The organism is Pseudoalteromonas umbrosa, assembly GCF_030125375.1.
Lineage (GTDB): Bacteria > Pseudomonadota > Gammaproteobacteria > Enterobacterales > Alteromonadaceae > Pseudoalteromonas > Pseudoalteromonas umbrosa.
In genome coordinates this window covers 773694-790277 of record NZ_JASJUU010000001.1, presented here as the reverse complement: position 1 = coordinate 790277, position 16584 = coordinate 773694, and the positions used below count along the sequence as shown (strand labels likewise).

The 16584-nt window shown below is 38.9% G+C and carries 15 protein-coding genes; 6 read left to right on the top strand and 9 right to left on the bottom strand.

The annotated features are described in order from the left end of the window. Positions 1–135 precede the first annotated feature (135 nt). Positions 136–2136, bottom strand: coding sequence for a urocanate hydratase (locus QNM16_RS03405; RefSeq protein WP_284019171.1), 2001 nt, complete (start codon positions 2134–2136; stop codon positions 136–138). A gap of 11 nt (positions 2137–2147) precedes the next feature. Then, positions 2148–3647: a histidine ammonia-lyase gene (gene hutH, locus QNM16_RS03400; RefSeq protein WP_063361198.1), complete on the bottom strand. Its 1500-nt coding sequence runs from the start codon at positions 3645–3647 to the stop codon at positions 2148–2150. A gap of 219 nt (positions 3648–3866) precedes the next feature. Between hutH and QNM16_RS03395 the strand changes: the two genes are divergently transcribed. Further along, positions 3867–4766 (top strand): LysR family transcriptional regulator, encoded by a 900-nt coding sequence (locus QNM16_RS03395; protein WP_284019170.1) that lies wholly within the window; start codon positions 3867–3869, stop codon positions 4764–4766. Between the two features lie 439 nt (positions 4767–5205). Here the strand turns inward: QNM16_RS03395 and QNM16_RS03390 are convergent, their stop codons facing one another. Continuing rightward, complete coding sequence (locus QNM16_RS03390; protein WP_284019169.1) at positions 5206–6015, bottom strand: alpha/beta hydrolase family protein; 810 nt, start codon at positions 6013–6015, stop codon at positions 5206–5208. A 137-nt stretch (positions 6016–6152) separates the two neighbouring features. Between QNM16_RS03390 and QNM16_RS03385 the strand changes: the two genes are divergently transcribed. After that, on the top strand, positions 6153–6527 hold the full coding sequence (locus QNM16_RS03385) for a hypothetical protein (RefSeq protein ID WP_284019168.1): 375 nt from the start codon (positions 6153–6155) through the stop codon (positions 6525–6527). 149 nt (positions 6528–6676) lie between these two features. On the opposite strand, the gene QNM16_RS03380 is transcribed toward QNM16_RS03385, so the two are convergent. Both QNM16_RS03380 and QNM16_RS03375 read right to left on the bottom strand, forming a co-directional pair. Continuing rightward, on the bottom strand, positions 6677–7027 hold the full coding sequence (locus QNM16_RS03380; RefSeq protein WP_284019167.1) for a hypothetical protein: 351 nt from the start codon (positions 7025–7027) through the stop codon (positions 6677–6679). Between the two features lie 50 nt (positions 7028–7077). After that, on the bottom strand, positions 7078–7704 hold the full coding sequence (locus QNM16_RS03375) for a LysE family translocator (protein ID WP_284019166.1): 627 nt from the start codon (positions 7702–7704) through the stop codon (positions 7078–7080). 190 nt (positions 7705–7894) lie between these two features. Between QNM16_RS03375 and QNM16_RS03370 the strand changes: the two genes are divergently transcribed. Beyond that, positions 7895–9079, top strand: coding sequence for a beta-propeller fold lactonase family protein (locus QNM16_RS03370; RefSeq protein WP_284019165.1), 1185 nt, complete (start codon positions 7895–7897; stop codon positions 9077–9079). 73 nt (positions 9080–9152) lie between these two features. Here the strand turns inward: QNM16_RS03370 and QNM16_RS03365 are convergent, their stop codons facing one another. Continuing rightward, complete coding sequence (locus QNM16_RS03365; protein WP_284019164.1) at positions 9153–10481, bottom strand: hypothetical protein; 1329 nt, start codon at positions 10479–10481, stop codon at positions 9153–9155. Between the two features lie 348 nt (positions 10482–10829). Between QNM16_RS03365 and QNM16_RS03360 the strand changes: the two genes are divergently transcribed. Further along, positions 10830–11030 (top strand): hypothetical protein, encoded by a 201-nt coding sequence (locus QNM16_RS03360; protein ID WP_211037461.1) that lies wholly within the window; start codon positions 10830–10832, stop codon positions 11028–11030. A 140-nt stretch (positions 11031–11170) separates the two neighbouring features. Here QNM16_RS03360 and QNM16_RS03355 read toward each other — a convergent pair whose 3' ends face one another. Continuing rightward, positions 11171–11626, bottom strand: coding sequence for a hypothetical protein (locus QNM16_RS03355; RefSeq protein ID WP_284019163.1), 456 nt, complete (start codon positions 11624–11626; stop codon positions 11171–11173). 421 nt (positions 11627–12047) lie between these two features. Between QNM16_RS03355 and QNM16_RS03350 the strand changes: the two genes are divergently transcribed. Both QNM16_RS03350 and QNM16_RS03345 read left to right on the top strand, forming a co-directional pair. Then, on the top strand, positions 12048–12935 hold the full coding sequence (locus tag QNM16_RS03350; RefSeq protein WP_284019162.1) for a winged helix-turn-helix domain-containing protein: 888 nt from the start codon (positions 12048–12050) through the stop codon (positions 12933–12935). Positions 12936–13145: 210 nt separating this feature from the next. Next, positions 13146–14162, top strand: a complete 1017-nt coding sequence (locus tag QNM16_RS03345) for a TolB family protein (protein WP_284019161.1) — start codon at positions 13146–13148, stop codon at positions 14160–14162. 990 nt (positions 14163–15152) lie between these two features. Here the strand turns inward: QNM16_RS03345 and QNM16_RS03340 are convergent. Together QNM16_RS03340 and QNM16_RS03335 are read right to left on the bottom strand one after the other, a co-directional pair. Continuing rightward, positions 15153–15656 carry a hypothetical protein gene (locus tag QNM16_RS03340; RefSeq protein WP_284019160.1) on the bottom strand — a complete coding sequence of 168 codons (504 nt, stop codon included), beginning with the start codon at positions 15654–15656 and terminating at the stop codon, positions 15153–15155. Between the two features lie 207 nt (positions 15657–15863). Next, positions 15864–16190 (bottom strand): DUF2834 domain-containing protein, encoded by a 327-nt coding sequence (locus QNM16_RS03335; RefSeq protein WP_284019159.1) that lies wholly within the window; start codon positions 16188–16190, stop codon positions 15864–15866. Positions 16191–16584 lie beyond the last annotated feature (394 nt).

Below are 16584 nucleotides of genomic sequence, written 5' to 3'. Positions count from 1 at the left end.
ATGAGCTTTCGCACGTACCTACGGTATCGAAGAAGATATAGCTGAGGATATAGAAATGTATATTTTGTCTGTGCGGGAATTTTTGAACAAAAGAATAGAGCTTAAGATTACCTTAAGCTCTATATTAAGATGCGGTTATAGAGATAAGTTATCTAAAATATCATCATCCACGTTGTTCGAAAGTGTTACTTTCAATTTTGGCGTTCTGGCCATTTCACGTTTAATTGCAAAATTAGCTTCTTCGTTACGTGCCCAGCTGCGACGTGCAATACCATTGTTTACATCAAATAGCAGCATAGATTCTAGTCGACGTTCAGCATCGCTTGAACCATCTAACAACATACCAAAACCACCATTGATAACTTCACCCCAGCCAACACCGCCGCCGTTGTGAATTGAAACCCAAGTAGCGCCACGGAAACCGTCACCAATGACGTTGTGGATCGCCATATCAGCTGTAAAGCGGCTGCCATCATAAATGTTAGATGTTTCACGGAATGGCGAATCAGTACCTGATACATCATGGTGATCACGGCCAAGAACAACTGGACCAATTTCACCACGTTCAATAGCATCATTAAATGCTTTAGCAATCTTGATACGGCCTTCAGCATCTGCGTAAAGAATACGTGCTTGTGAGCCAACAACCAGCTTGTTTTCTTTTGCGTCTTTGATCCAAGTAATGTTGTCTTGCATCTGCTGCTGAATCTCTTCTGGTGACTCAGCCATGATTTCTTCAAGCACTTTTGCAGCAATTGCGTCAGTCTTGTCTAAATCTTCTGGTTTACCTGATGTACACACCCAACGGAATGGGCCAAAGCCATAGTCAAAACACATAGGACCTAAAATATCCTGAACATAAGATGGATATTTAAAGTCAATACCATTTTCGGCCATCACATCGCCACCAGCACGTGAAGACTCAAGTAAGAATGCATTACCGTAGTCGAAGAAGTAAGTACCTTTTGCAGTATGCTTGTTGACAGCATCAGCGTGGCGCTTAAGTGTCGCTTGTACTTTTTCTTTGAATACTTCAGGCTCTTCACGAATTAAGCGGTTTGACTCTTCATAACTGATCCCAACTGGGTAATAACCACCTGACCACGGGTTATGAAGTGATGTTTGGTCTGAGCCAAGGTGCACAAATATGTCTTCTGCAAGGAATGACTCCCATACATCAACGATGTTACCGATAAATGCAATAGACACTACCTCTTCGTCTGCTTGTGCTTTTTTAACACGAGCAACCAAATCAGGCATATTGTCGACTAATTCATCAACCCAACCTTGCTCATGACGTTTAATCGCCGCTTTCGGGTTTACCTCTGCACATACAGTAATACAGTTGGCAATGTTACCTGCTTTCGGCTGCGCGCCACTCATGCCACCAAGACCTGCGGTTAAGAAGATCTTACCTTTTGGACTATCGCCCTTTTCCAGTACTTTACGGAATGCGTTCATTACCGTGATGGTTGTACCGTGTACAATGCCCTGAGGACCAATGTACATGAAAGAACCCGCTGTCATCTGGCCGTACTGTGTGACACCCAGTGCGTTGAACTTTTCCCAGTCATCTGGCTGAGAGTAGTTCGGGATCATCATACCGTTTGTTACGACAACGCGTGGCGCATCTTTTGATGACGGGAATAATCCCATAGGATGGCCTGAGTACATATGAAGTGTTTGGTCTTCTTCCATTTCACTTAAGTACTTCATTACAAGTAGGTATTGTGCCCAGTTTTGGAATACTGCACCGTTACCACCGTACGTAATAAGCTCTTCTGGATGCTGTGCAACTGCCGGATCTAAGTTGTTGTCAATCATCAACATGATTGCCGCAGCTTGCTCGCATTTAGCTGGATAGTCTGAAATCGAACGCGCCTTAAGCTCATAATTAGGCTTAAAACGGTACATATAAATACGACCAAAATCTTTTAATTCTTGCGCAAATTCAGCTGCAAGTTCTTTGTGCCACTCCTTTGGGAAGTAGCGCAGCGCGTTTCTTACTGCTAGCTGCTTTTCTTCTGGGCTTAAAATGTCTTTACGCTTTGGCGCACGGTTTGCCCCCGCCGGATATGGCTTTGCTTCAGGCAATACGCTAGGGATACCCTGCTTTATTTGTTCTTGAAAATTCATGTCGGATTTCCTTAGTTCACTGTAACCGTAAATGCTTGTGACTTAACAAACTCAACCATGGCATCAATGTCTGGCTTAAGTAGTCTGTCTTCTTCAAGTTTCGCGACCTTTGTACGGATCAAGGCGTGATTCTGTTCAATAATATCTGAACATGTATTCGGACGTCTAAAATCAACCGCTTGCGCTGCATACATCAACTCAATTGCAAAAATCTTTTCAAGGTTACCCAAGATTTGGTTGAATTTGCGACCTGAAATACTGCCCATTGATACGTGGTCTTCTTGACCCATCGACGTCGGTACACTGTCAGCAGACGGTGGGAAACACAGCGATTTATTTTCTGTTACCAAGGCCGCAGTCGTATACTGAGGGATCATCATACCTGAGTTTAGACCACCTGATGTCGTGAGTAGTCTAGGTAGTCCATGTAAGCCTTCAAGTAGTAAATAACAACGACGATCAGAGATATTACCAAGCTCAGCGGCTGCAATTGACGCGTAGTCAAGTACCATAGCTAAAGGCTGGCCGTGGAAGCTACCACCAGAGATGGCTTCTTCTTCACTGATAACGATTGGGTTGTCTGTTACTGAGTTCATTTCTGTCTCAGCAAGCTCTTTTAAGTGGTTAAATGCGTTGCGCGATGCGCCGTGCACCTGCGGGATACATCTAAGTGAATATGGGTCTTGAACGCGATCGCACTCTTCATGGTCAGCCATATTCTGTGAATCTTTGAATAAACGGCGCATGCGTTTTGCAACTGCAATGTTACCTTCAAATGCACGGATAGCATGTAGCTCTTCACGGAATGGCTGCTCACTGCCCTGCATGCCTTCAATACTCATCGCACCGGCTACATCAGCAAGGTCTAATAAGTAACGCATTTTAGTCAAACCAGTAATGGCATGAGATAAGATGAATTGCGTACCATTGATAAGCGCAAGTCCTTCTTTTGAGTCAAGGTCCATGGCTTCTAAGTTGTTATCTGCGAGTACTTTAGCTGCTGGCTGGATCTCATCGCCTACCCAAAACTCGCCTTCACCTAATAAAGGTAAGAATAAGTGAGAAAGCGGCGCAAGGTCACCTGATGCACCTACAGAGCCTTGCTCTGGCACAACTGGGATAATGTCTAGTTCAATAAACTTAAGCATACGCTCAACCACTTCTAGGCGAATGCCTGAAAAGCCTTGGCTAAGTGCGTGTACTTTAGTGATAAGCATTAGCTTAGAGATAGGTTTCGCAATTGGATTACCTACACCAACGGCATGCGTTATTAGTAGGTTCTTTTGCAGAAGTTTGGTCTCTTCAGGGGAAACTTGCGTGTCGCACAGCGGACCAAAACCAGTATTGATACCATATACTGCTTTATCAGACGCAGCCATCTTGTCTACTCGTTGACGGCTTTTGTTAATTTTATCTAATGCTTCCTGACAAAGCTCTGCTTCAATACTGCCATCGGCTATGCCGTTTACAATATCAAGGTTCAGACGATCTACACCATATCTAAACGTCATCTTATTCTCCTAAATATATGCTTTTCCTAAGCAACTATGTGCTTGATGGTGCCATATTAACGCTGTAATGATGTTTTATAAATTATAGATAATCGTAATTCATTCCGATTTTATCAAACTTAATGATGTTACCTTGGCAAACTTTCCACTAAAATAAGCCCAGCTTTAAATTACAACCACTTTTTAGCCAGTTCGCGTGCTGCTTTTAGGAGAAAAACTGTGCAAGTTCATGACGTTGACCTACGCCTATTGAGGATCTTTGTGGCCATAGTTGAATCTGGAGGCCTATCCGCCGCAGAATCTCGCTTAAACATTGGTCGCTCCACCATTAGCTCACACTTATCGGACTTAGAAGTCAGGTTAGGGATAAAACTGTGCAAGCGCGGTCGAGGCGGCTTCGAACTCACAGAGCCTGGTCGCATTACATACCAAGCCTCTCTTGAGCTTTTGCAACAATGCGAGGCATTTGCAACGACGGTTGCCAGTTCTAAGAATGAATTATCTGGACGTGTAACCATTGCGGTAATAGACACCATGGCCAGCGACCCCCGCTGTGGAATAGCAAACGCTATCGCGTCATTAAAAACACAAAGCGACAATATTCAATTTGATATTAATGTTTGTGAAGCGAAAGAAGTTGAAACTTCTGTGATCAACGGGCGCTCGCTCGTGGGTTTAGGTGTTAGCCGGCACCATTTGCGTGGCCTAGAGTACATTCCCCTTTATGATGAAAAAAACTTTCTGTACTGTGCCAAAGATCACCCTCTATTTGATTGCAAGCCTTCGCAGGTCAATAAACTGCTTAAAAGTGCAGAAGTCGTCTCAAGTAACTATATGCGAGATAAAGAGGTCAGAAATGATGGTCTGAATTATATGAATACCGCCATTGCTTATCATGATGAGGGGATTGCACATTTAATTTTATCCGGCGCATTTATTGGCTACTTACCCGAACACTACGCCAGTTACTGGGTTGATAAAGGTATTTTAAAAGCCATATTACCGCAAAAATATGCGTATACCATTCCGGTTTCATTGATCACCGCAAAAAACAATTCGGCCTCACCCCTTGCTAATGCCATCATCAACGAATTAAAACGCAGTCACACAATTAAGTAATCGATGAGGGCGACAAGTGCCCTCAAAAGCTACCGACTTTTGTGTCTATCAATGTACGTCTTTACTTACCAGCTTTTAGACAACGCATTGAAATTCTGAGCTAAAGACGACGTCAAACCCACACTCGTCATCAACTACAACTCGTAGTTCATGGTATTCTTGTCGCGTTGGCACCAGCTTTTCAGCTGCAAGGTTCCAAAATTTTTCGATAGACAGCAAACTGGCTACAAACGATTGTACGGATAAAAATTAAATTTAAACTCCCTGTTTGGACTTAATACCTAAAAGTGCATTATTAAAGGCAACCAACCTATGTTGTCATTGTATTTTAAGGGTTCAATCATTAAAACTTCAGAGTCTACTCACGTTTTAGTGTTGAATTAATACGAGTCAAAATAAATGGATTGCCATAAATAAAACCAGCGAAGCCTATCTTATATTATTGATTGTAAGCCTGAATAGTTTTCATCAAATGAGTCGTTACTTCGGGGAATAAGAAAATGTCATGTCCACCAGCAACCACTTCTAATTCACTGTCAATACGATGCTTATCTAGCGCCTTTTTATAATCAAGTGTTAACTGTGGTTTGGTAATATTATCTTGGTCTCCAACCAACAATGTTATTTTGGTGGATTTCGGTATGTGTTTTACCAATTCAATCGGAGATGCGACATCAATATCTCCCTTAAATTGACGCCAACCACGCGTGTCAGATATGTATTTTCTCCATTCATTAATGTCACAAGGACAAGACACTATATAAGCATGATCAATTAACCTAGGAAATTGGGCGACAATTTTTGCAGTAATTGCACCACCACCTGAATGGCCAGCAACAATCAATTTATCTGCATTATGCCGAGCTTTTAATGCGCTGATTGCTTGTGCAACTTGCTTTACTCGATCATCACTATAATTCTCACCATTTGTTTGGCCTCGCTCTCCATCAGACGTTTTGTTCATGGCATCTGTATAGCCAGGCCTTAAAAGGCCCACAGCGACCAGATTGTCTACTTTTTTAGCAAGTGTCGAGGCAAAAAAGTATTGATAGCTTGGACCAGAAAATGGTGAATCTCCATGTAAAGAAACTAAAAGAGTCGGTGAATTGGTCAATTTATCACTTTTAAATGTTTGTATCTTTGTGCAAGTACCATTTACATTCACTTGCTCATTATTATTCTTGCAACTGGCAAATACCGCACCAGAGTATAAAGCCATGAAACATATAAAGCCTTTGGCTATATTCATGATTGTTCCTTATTATTTTTATGAATCATCCGAGCTCTAAGCTAGACAAAATCTATTTTATTTTCATTGACACAGTCAGCATTACAATTAATAACTAATTGTGGGCTTTATAGTAAAACAAAAAAGAGACATTAAGGATGAAAAAAGTAATAAATACGATACTTTTATGGGTATCAGCTTTATCTAGCCTATTACCAATAACTGCATTTGCTTCTGGTGTTGTATATTACAAGGCTTTATGCAAACAAGTAATAAAACAAACACAGCAGGCAGTTCAGCTATATAAAAACTTACTCAGTTTGCCAAATGACACACAATCAAGAAGACATAAAAAGCTTTCTTCATGGCTAATCCAAGCATTCAATCAACGCGGGGTTGAATCTCCCCCCTTGGAGATGTCAGGCAGCACGCTTATTTACGCGAAGCGCATCAACCCAAACGCAAAGAAAACCGTTTTAGTCTACATACAAGCTGACGGTCAGCCGCATGGCAGCAGCCATGATTCGCCATAAACAAAAGCTAAATGCTGATAACAACCCACACTGCCCAAATGAAAATTTGCGTGTAGGTATCTTCATAGAAGGTATCACCATAATCGCCTCCGTTTTAATTCAGCTTTTATAACAAAAAAGTCTGCTTAATTGTTGGCACTTATACACTATTACGCGCTATTTATACGCATGCTCAATACCCGCTTAATTCCAAACAAGACGATAGTAACAAAACCAGAGTACATAACTAACTTACCGAGCAAGGATTCAGATGGTAGACCAGCAAACAGCCTAAGATAATCGTTCACTAGCAGCATACCCAAACCTACAGTGATGCTTACTAACTTAAAACACCAATAAACATTACCTTGGATAGTCATGATAGACAGCAGGAGTACAATCAATGAGGCATAAAATGCTAGGACAGACATAGCGCCTGGAACCACACTTAGCAGAAGTAAAAATAACGAACTAGCGAGTAGCAGACATCTATAAATATGTAATACCTTACTTTTCATCATCAATTCCCATTATGAATAGGTTTCTCTGGTTCTTATATAGTGCGATGGGGTTACTTGCCATCAATGGCAATTTTCCCTGCTAAACCAATTAAAATTGCCCCAGAAACGCCCTCAAGTGCCCGTGTATAACGCTTGGCGCTTTGTCGACCAAACGCCCAACTCCCTGCCAGTGCATAGATAATGTTGCAAAGCGTGGCTAACACACTAAATATCAAGCCATAGATAAGTAAGTTTTGGGTTGCCGCTTCGCTATTTGGGTTTATGAATTGTGGTAAAAAGGATAAGAAAAACAAGGCAACTTTTGGGTTTAAGACACTGACAATGAACCCTTGCAGCAAAACATTGCTCTCGAGCTCGTTATTAGCCTCCAAATTTATACTAGATTTACCTTGGTACATTGAAATTAAAGATTTCACACCTAAATAACATAAGTAGACAGCACCTAAAATCTTAATTAGGTTGAACAATACCGCCGAGCTTAAAATAATTGCTGACAAACCCAAGCAAGCAGCAGCTGTATGAAACGCATAGCCAAAGCCTAAACCAGCTGCCGCTTTAAAGCCATCTACCACTTTGCCTCTCATAGTATTTGAGACAATATAAATCACATCTGGACCTGGGATCAGGTTAATCGCCAAGCAAGCAACGATAAAGACATATAAAGAATTGAACTCCATTCCTACTCCTTTAGTTTTTAGTCGACTTATTTTCTAAATTGAAAAGTCAAAAGCTAATAGAATATATAATAAGTTTAATCAAGATAACCAACAATAAAGTATAAAAAATGAGCTTATTGATTTAAAACCCTATCCATGATTATATGAAGTCGATTTCCAATCATACAACTTCATACCATTAAGAGATCTTATGTATTATCGAATTTTAGCGCCTCTGCTAATGATAACTATAACAGGCCAAGCTGAAGCGCTCCCACAAAATAAAAAACCGAGTGAGCTCGAAGCAATACAGATCCTCCGACATACCGAGAACTTAAATCAAGAAATTGCAAATCCTCGTGATATCACTTCAACGAACAATCGAACGCTATTGATCGCCAGTGGAGACAGTAATTCGCTGTCTGTCTTTAGTGAAGGGAGTGACAATAAATTCAGTTTCTTACAGAGTTTTTCCAGCTCCAAATATCCAACTTTGGCACTCGAAGGTGCGTCAGATGTGACATACATAGAGCATAATGACGTTGCCATCGTTACCTCGTTTTACAGTGGATCGCTCACGTCATTTAAACGTAATAAAAGTGGACACTTTGAGCATGTTCAAACTTTAGGCAATGATATTAATATCAAGCAAGCTTTTTCTGATTATAAAAAAGTAAAACATAAAGATACCCTAAGCTTACTCGGTGCATGGAGCACGCACTTTTCAGAGCAAAGTAATACCTTATATGTCGCTAGCTACCTAAGCAATGCAGTCTCTGTTTTTGACATTGATAGCGCAGGAGTGCTCTCCCCACATGACCAACTACTGCCGAAAATAAACTGGGGAAAGCCAACTTCCATTAGTCAATCTAACGACGAGAATTGGCTGTACGTTAATGGTTTTGAAGAAAGCAAAATATCCATATTAAAAAAAGACGCGGATGGGAAATATGCTTTGACTCAAACGCTTACTCACGGCTCAGACAACATTGAGGCAATGCAAAAACCGCAACAAATATTAATCAGCCCTGATAATCAGTTTTTATTTGTGGCCGCATCCAAAAGCAATAACATTAACGTTTTTAAGAAAAACAGCTCAGATACATTTGTTCATCACCAAATCCTCTCGACCCCCACACCAACAAGCTTAAGCGGTGCATGCTGTATCGCATTTGCTAGCAAACATAATATGCTTTTTGCTGCAGGAGAAGCTGGGGAAGGAATTTTAGTCTATGAACTGTCCCCATCAAGTGGGAAATTGTCTTTAAAGAGACATATTAAGCAATTTAAAAATAATACAATAAATGGTGTCTCGGTTTTAAGCTTGTCAGCAGACCAACGAACTCTGTTTGCCGGTACAGGCAAAAACAATGAAGTGTACATCATTAAACTTTAGCAATATAAACACCTTTAAAATTCATTAATAAGCAGGCAGTTGGGGTATACAATGCAAAGGTATACCCCTTCGGTTAGCTAACGACACTCTCTTTATTTACGCGCAGAGTTTCATGATACACCCAGGTCAATCTTCCAATATCTATTGGAAGCTCCATCTCTTCCACTGCATCATAAATTTGGTCTATTTGTTGATTTTCAAATTCTCGTTGAATTGAGGATAAATTTATCTCCATCCACGCCTCCACAGAGTCCGATTTTTCAAATAATGCTGGATTATCTTCAATAGTGTCGTTTATATTTTTCCAAATATCAGACTGTATCTGAGGTGGAGTTTCATGAGTATGTTCAATGACATCCTGCATCCATCCAACACCTTGCTTCTCGTAAGCATCTATTAGATTGCTATACATATTGCGTCTTTCTGATTCGGTTTCCATTCTATCAGTAAATAAAACATGACCACCATGCGAACTGTCATAGCCACTTGTATATTCCTCTAAATCAACAAGTTTGCTTGCATAGGAAAAAATATTGTTTTCATTGCTTTTGTCAGACTCGTCCAACATGGAAAGAAATGATGACCTATCATTATTTTTTACATGATTAGCCATGTCCATAATACCCATACTCTGCTCACGCGTACTTTCTTTTAAATGCTGATTAATAGACGTCATTTCGCCTTGTGAGTATCTATTTTTAGAAAGTAAATCTACATATTGATGTGTCAGTTTTGCAAAATGTAAATTTTCTCTTTCAAGCTGTTTGTAATTTGCAGCTTCTGAGAATGTTTTAAACAAAGTTTCACTGTGGTCAAAGTCGGTATCTAAAGCAATAAACATTCTAACATTTTCTTCTTCCTGCTCAGATAAAGCAGCGAGTGTGCTTACCGTATTCTGGATGTCTTCTTCTGACATTGAGCTAAGTAGCGATATCAGCTCCTCAGATTTTTCTTTATTAAACCCAGCGCCCATAAATGAATCTAGACGAAATGACTTGGCTAAAACATCGACAAACTGGTTCAGTGTTTCATCATCCATTTTATCCATGAGTGATAGAAGTTCCTTTGAGGGAACATGTGTTCGAAGTAAGTCTTTTTGCTCTGTAGTCAGCCTATCTTCATGGGTCAAATAAGCGTCGATATCTTCCAATTTTGTCAGTTCTCCATAACGATACTGCGGGGCTTTATTTGCTCCCCCGCTCGACATATCAATGACTTGAACTTTGTGCTTTTTCGCTCGCATGTAAGGGTCATATAGATCAGGTTGAGGAGCCGGATAACGCGGAGTTAGGATTTCTGCAACTTGTTCTTGATCCAGTTTATCAGCTTTTTCAATTCGAGCATTTGTTACCGAGGGCTTAGAGTCAGCCAAATTTATATTTAGAGCGGGTTTTATATGCATTTTGATTTCCTTATGCTCACTTCAAAAAATATCGGCATTTCTCATCATTTCTTTAGTATTTAATTAATAAATAAAATTTCAATATAGAGAATATCAAGATCAATATTTTAAAAACACTTTTGAGACAACGAAAAAATAGCCCTACTTATATTAATTCGAGATTAAAATACCTTTAATTTCACCATTCCTATTATTTATACAAATATGTTCTTGCAAAAACACACCATTAAGGTTAAATTAATGTTAACACAGTGCGGCTTTTTAAACTCTTTCCTAATGCACTATGACGTAAGGAATTACACTAGAGATATAAAGTACATCACTAAAAAACTAAAATAAGGAAAGTTCATGAAACTAAATAAGAAGAAATTGAAAAATCTAAGCCAACAAAAAGAACTCGCCAATGTGCAAACACCTAATATCGCAGGTGGTTTTTGGAGAACAATTGGCTGTGCTCCAAATACTTACAATGATGGCACTTGCCCGTCAAATTTGCCGTATGAAACAGGCTGCGCTTGCCCTACTACACACCCTATTCACTGTGCATAAGTAGAAGTCAAAACTAAGTAGTATAAAATCAATCGCGTATTCTATAACACGTAGGTGCGCGATTTCATTTTCCAATTTCAAAACCAGTGCACCCAATATTTCCAATATAAATAGGCACCAAGGGTTTTTAATTAAACGGATTAAATTTTGCTGTCCATTTGAGTATTAATAAGCGCATCAGTTACGCAACCAGCTATTGTTCGACGAGAGCCTAACTTCACACATTGCTGTAATTCTGGAAATATCAATCCGTAAGACGCTATGGGAAAATTATCAACTCGCCTAATGCACCTTTCCACTGCATACTGACCATATACACTCATAGGAAGTGGCTGAAAGTCATATACTTCGTCAATTATGTCATGCATATTCAAAGCAATAATATCTGCTGGCTTGGTCAATTCTGATTGCGCTAAAACTTGTTTTGGCGACAATCTGGCCAAGAGCACTTGCTTTGGCTGGCCTCGTGATTTTTGCTCAAAGGTTGAAGCCGCAATTTCATGTAAAGACATACAAACAGCTAAAGGATGACTGGTTTTTGAATAAGCCATCATTCCCCAACACAACATCACCACACCCAAACTGACCCTTAGCATAACCCCTTTCCTTTTATAAACGAGTTGTACCAAGTGGCACAACCAGATTAAGTATCTCAATAACGGTTAGATAATATCACAGTCAAATAATTTTTATATTGCAATCATATCTTTATAATAAAAAAGGTATTAATGTGTATAACTTAAGAAAAGAGGTATAGCAAAGTGCGTTTTTTTAAATACACAGCGTATTCTTAAATACTTTGACATCTCATCGTTCTAGCAATAACAACCTTGTCGCTTCCTCGTTTAAATTTTCAGGTGTTGTAAGTGGAGAGTTTACCACTCTGGCTAAAATTCTTTTTAAAGGAATATAAATTTATCAATCAGCTAGTTACCTGTTTGAATTTTATATCTAACGTCGGTATTCTGATGGCGCTTCATTCAATAATAAAAACAAAACAAGTGAAATAGAGGCTCTATGACAAAGCAATATTGGGTTGGTGAATTTTATGTCGACATATCTAGAAATCAGATCACACGAAATCAAGAATCACAGGTCATTGCACCCAAGGCATTATCCGTACTGACTTATTTGGCAAAGAATCAAGGAGAAGTGGTCTGCCAAGAAGTTTTGCTTTCTACAGTATGGCCAGACACAATAGTTACCACAAATAGTTTACAGCGTAGTATTGCACAGCTTCGAAAAGCCCTTGGTGATGATGGCAAAGGGCAGATTTATATTAAAACACACGCCAAACAAGGCTATAGCTTAGAGTGCAAAGTTCAGTGGTCAACTCAATTAGAGCAAATTCCTGTCCAAATAGACAGAGCTCGCTCTACCCACCATGTCGCGTCACCAAGCGCAATGTCATATTGGAAAACAAAACTGCCGCTATTTGTTATCATTCTCATTGTATGTAGCTTTATCGGGGTTCGCTTTGTAATACCGGATGAATCTAAACTGTTTTCAGTTGGAGAAATTCGTGCTCTAACGGCATCAGATGGAAAAGAGTTTGCAAGCATTTATTCTCCAGACGGTAACTATATTATTTTTCATCGCTTTTCAGAAGAAGAATGCGTAAATAATATTTGGGCTAAAAACTTAAAGACCAAACAAGAGCATAAACTCACAGAGCACATAGACAGTTATGGTAGTCATAGCTTTTCCCCTAGTGGAAAGGAGCTCGTGTTTATTCGCACAATGAACTGTGAAAAACCCATAGTACAAAAAAAATGCTATCAACTAATGAGTATGGAGTTTGCTAAAGCGTTAATAGCACCGCAACCTATGAATGTTTTGCTAGAGTGCAAAAGTTCAGAGATCAAATCACCTCATTGGTTGAATAACAATAACATCGCTCTGTGACAACGCGAGTCTTCTCAATGGCAGTTAATAAGCTACTCTGTCGAAAAAAATGAAAGCAGTGTTATTCATAACGTCACCGATGGAAATATTATCTATTATGATTACTCACCAAAAGACGACTTATTTGCTGTAATCAGCATCCATGCAGACAGCAAACATTACATAGAAGTACTCTCATCGACAGGCGAATTACTCTCAAGCAACCCTATAATGTTCACATCTGAGGCCAAGCGAGATATCAATGTGGTAGCCAATTTCTCACCGATTGAAAACCATCTTATTTTTAGTACAGGTCGACAGTTTTTCACGCTCTCCTTTGAGGGTAAAGTGAGTAACGTAAGCATCCCACTGGACCGACCCGCTTTTTCTCCTAATTTTCATCCAGATGGTAACAAAGCACTGGTCATAAAAGGTAACTTTGATTTCGACATTGCCACAATTCCTATAACAGAGCTGTCTAAAGCATATGAGAAATTAGATAACTATATTACTGCGCGCTCAACTATGTCCGATAGTAAAGGGATCTTTCAACCGGGTGGAGATTTACTGGCATTCTCCTCTGACCGTTCAGGAGATGATCAAATTTGGCTGCATGATGAGCATTCTACAGTGCAATTATCAAACTTCCCCATCGACAGCAATATTTCCGGTATGAAGTGGTCAAAGGACGGAGATAGTATACTCGTAAGTGTTAATAATGAACTGATACAGTTAAAACTTAGCGGTAAGCAAACTAAACACCACACCCAACACCCTATTATTGAGTTATTACATTGGGACTCCACAACTAATCTCGCACTGACGTTCGCGAACGTCAGTGGAACAAAAAAACTGATGCAATACAACCTCATCACAAGTGAAACACAGCTAGTAACTGATAGGCGCGTAAACTGGGCTGATAAATCAGAAGAAGGACAGGTTTTTTACACAGATCACATGGATAGATTCTGGCAACTAGGTGCTGTAGAAGCTGAGCAAATAGTCGCTCTAGACGGGCATGGCGGTGATGGAAAGCGATTTATTATTCATAATGGCGCTATTTTTGGTACGAACAATAAGCACGAACTTTGGTCTTATGACCTTATTAACACCGACTTTAAGGTAGTAGGCAAATTACCTAATAACTTCGCTAATATTGGTGATATAAACAACGAGCAACTCTTAATAAAGGCCAGGATTTCAGCTAAAAAAGAAGTCGTTGAACTGCGACTAAAAGACGAACAGTAATCTAGGCCCTCATTATCTACTATTTGAGTGCCTAACAGCTACCACACGAAGCTCTCTTACTAGCGTCTCTTTGAAGTTTTATACGTAAACTGATAAAGCATTGAGCTCTATTCTATTGAGCCTTATTTCTACCAACACCCCGTTCACTAAATATAGATAACTAACACTGCTAAAAAAACTTCTCTACTAAACTTGAAAATTTACATCGATGCATATTTTCATTCGTTAACGATTAATAATTAATGAAAATGCAAACCTAATTAAGAAAACTATAATTTTAATAAAAAATAAAACCAATTAAAACAACAGCTTAAAGTCAAACACAATAAAAATATTAATATACCAATCAGATTTTAAATTTTCACTTTTATTTTTTAAAAACTCTAATATAATGTCCTTGTGCTCTCAAATAGCACATAAAAATAATTTATAAGGAAAATAAAATGAAAAAAGATAACAATAAAAATCAAAGCTTTGCTTTAATCGAAAAGTCACTACTTAACCAAATCGCTGGTGGCCGTGGCGGTGCAAACTACCCAAGATATAAAGAAGACTAATTACCAAGTAAAGTCTAGAATTAGAAGGTATTAACTTACCTTCTTTTTAAGTAAAAAAACTTATAAACTTCAAAAATTTTCAAAAATACGTTAATAGCCTCACCTAATTTTTAATAATCATACTGAAACACAGCGCTCTCAATTTTCGGTAAAAACCTTCGTGAATGAGTGAAGAGTAACGACCAATAAAAGTAATAATTTAAAAAAGCTATATGAATCAGACCAATAACTTCATTCACAGACAAGTTACAGCATAAAGTTTTTAATCATCCCGATATCTTTTTTAAAAATAATAAAGGCTACTTGATTTTAGAAAAGCATTGATTTTCAGGTTTAAGTCCTTAACAAATTAATTGGGAAACTCCCATTACCTAGAATCAATGCTGATTATCAACTTTAAGACTAACATTTTTCAAAAGTAAAGAATTAATAATCACAACATCTCGCTATCAGAGTTCAGTTCAGCGAGATGTTTTTCAGCTTTTCTTGTCATAATGTTAATACTGCGTTTTGCGCCAGATAAACTGAATCGAGACACCAAAAACTGACCGCTTTCCATCGGAATAGCAATACCAAATTGCTTACTATCTTTAGTGGTTCTCTCTATTTCATCAAAGTCATCAAAAATCATCACATTCTGCTCGTCAATTTCATCACCACAAACGAGATTTACGTTTAAAGAGCCAGATTCAGCATTGACAAGCACAGGGTAACTCTCCCCCTTGTCACATGTAATATCAACGCTAAGAAGATAAAGGCATTGCTGGCTATCAAAATAACAATACTTACCAAAAACATGATCGCTATTATTGACCGTGGCTGCAAAATAATACTCGTCACCATCTGTATTGGTGATCCAGTCTTTATGGGTAGTCTCGTTAGAAAAAGTAGGTAAGCAAATTGATGAAGCAAGCAGAGCTATGAGTATTCTTCTCATATCAGTATCCCTCTATTAAAATTCCATTTTATATAAAGCAAGTATTAAGCTAACACTATAGAAGGAAAATGAAAATATATGGTCCTGTAAAGAATGCGATTCTTCATATATGGGTCATATTTTTACTTAAGCAGATGGTTATTGCGCCGATTCTGATAAAAAACATAGCTTACTATTTAGCATCAGCTCGGATTTGGACCTTAGGTTTTAGCTGTGCGCTCTCTCTTTTTCCGCATGCAGCTCTCTCATCAACAAAAATAACGGCAACCCAAAAGATACCCCGACCATCATGGTGCTAACAATAGGCAACCACAAATAACGAACACCCAGCTTTTTTCCTTCATAAAGGATAAATATAATCAGCACAATCGCAGATACAATCACATCTAGCCAAGCAAATGAGGCAAGGGGATCAGCGTTTACCTCCTCGTATAATCTAATAAGATCCAAACCATGTAAAAATAACCAAGGAGCAAACGCACTAAAAGGCGCTAATATGCCCAAAATGCACAATAAACCGTAAACATACTTCATTACAGAATCCTTTTTTAGAAGAGTGTAATAGGCAACACATCGATATATTTAAGATGAGCTAGCCAAGCCTTGATAAGTCCAGCCAGTCTTTGCGGCTTTTCCAAAGGAAACATATGTCCACTCCCCCTCAATTTCAAAAATGTATTCATTCAGATGAGTTTGCTTTATCTTGTCAAACCAACTTACATTGATAATGTTCGTCATTTGCACTGTAGCAAAAATAAATCGGGACCTTCAAACCGAATAATTGTGTGTATAAACCTTCCCGAATAGCTGTACACTGGTACTGCTCTACGAGTGTTTGTTTGCCAAGTTCTTTATCCTTATTTTGATAATACCCTCTTTATCTGCAGCGCTTTTTATATCCAGCAATGCTTCCGCCTTGTGCGTGCCG

Bases quoted from the DNA above. Each gene is read 5' to 3' on its own strand.
- QNM16_RS03405 (WP_284019171.1), bottom strand. From the start codon at position 2,136: ATGAATTTTCAAGAACAAATAAAGCAGGGTATCCCTAGCGTATTGCCT.
- hutH (WP_063361198.1), bottom strand. From the start codon at position 3,647: ATGACGTTTAGATATGGTGTAGATCGTCTGAACCTTGATATTGTAAAC.
- QNM16_RS03390 (WP_284019169.1), bottom strand. From the start codon at position 6,015: ATGAATATAGCCAAAGGCTTTATATGTTTCATGGCTTTATACTCTGGT.
- QNM16_RS03385 (WP_284019168.1), top strand. From the start codon at position 6,153: ATGAAAAAAGTAATAAATACGATACTTTTATGGGTATCAGCTTTATCT.
- QNM16_RS03380 (WP_284019167.1), bottom strand. From the start codon at position 7,027: ATGATGAAAAGTAAGGTATTACATATTTATAGATGTCTGCTACTCGCT.
- QNM16_RS03375 (WP_284019166.1), bottom strand. From the start codon at position 7,704: ATGGAGTTCAATTCTTTATATGTCTTTATCGTTGCTTGCTTGGCGATT.
- QNM16_RS03370 (WP_284019165.1), top strand. From the start codon at position 7,895: ATGTATTATCGAATTTTAGCGCCTCTGCTAATGATAACTATAACAGGC.
- QNM16_RS03365 (WP_284019164.1), bottom strand. From the start codon at position 10,481: ATGCATATAAAACCCGCTCTAAATATAAATTTGGCTGACTCTAAGCCC.
- QNM16_RS03360 (WP_211037461.1), top strand. From the start codon at position 10,830: ATGAAACTAAATAAGAAGAAATTGAAAAATCTAAGCCAACAAAAAGAA.
- QNM16_RS03355 (WP_284019163.1), bottom strand. From the start codon at position 11,626: ATGCTAAGGGTCAGTTTGGGTGTGGTGATGTTGTGTTGGGGAATGATG.
- QNM16_RS03350 (WP_284019162.1), top strand. From the start codon at position 12,048: ATGACAAAGCAATATTGGGTTGGTGAATTTTATGTCGACATATCTAGA.
- QNM16_RS03345 (WP_284019161.1), top strand. From the start codon at position 13,146: ATGTTCACATCTGAGGCCAAGCGAGATATCAATGTGGTAGCCAATTTC.
- QNM16_RS03340 (WP_284019160.1), bottom strand. From the start codon at position 15,656: ATGAGAAGAATACTCATAGCTCTGCTTGCTTCATCAATTTGCTTACCT.
- QNM16_RS03335 (WP_284019159.1), bottom strand. From the start codon at position 16,190: ATGAAGTATGTTTACGGTTTATTGTGCATTTTGGGCATATTAGCGCCT.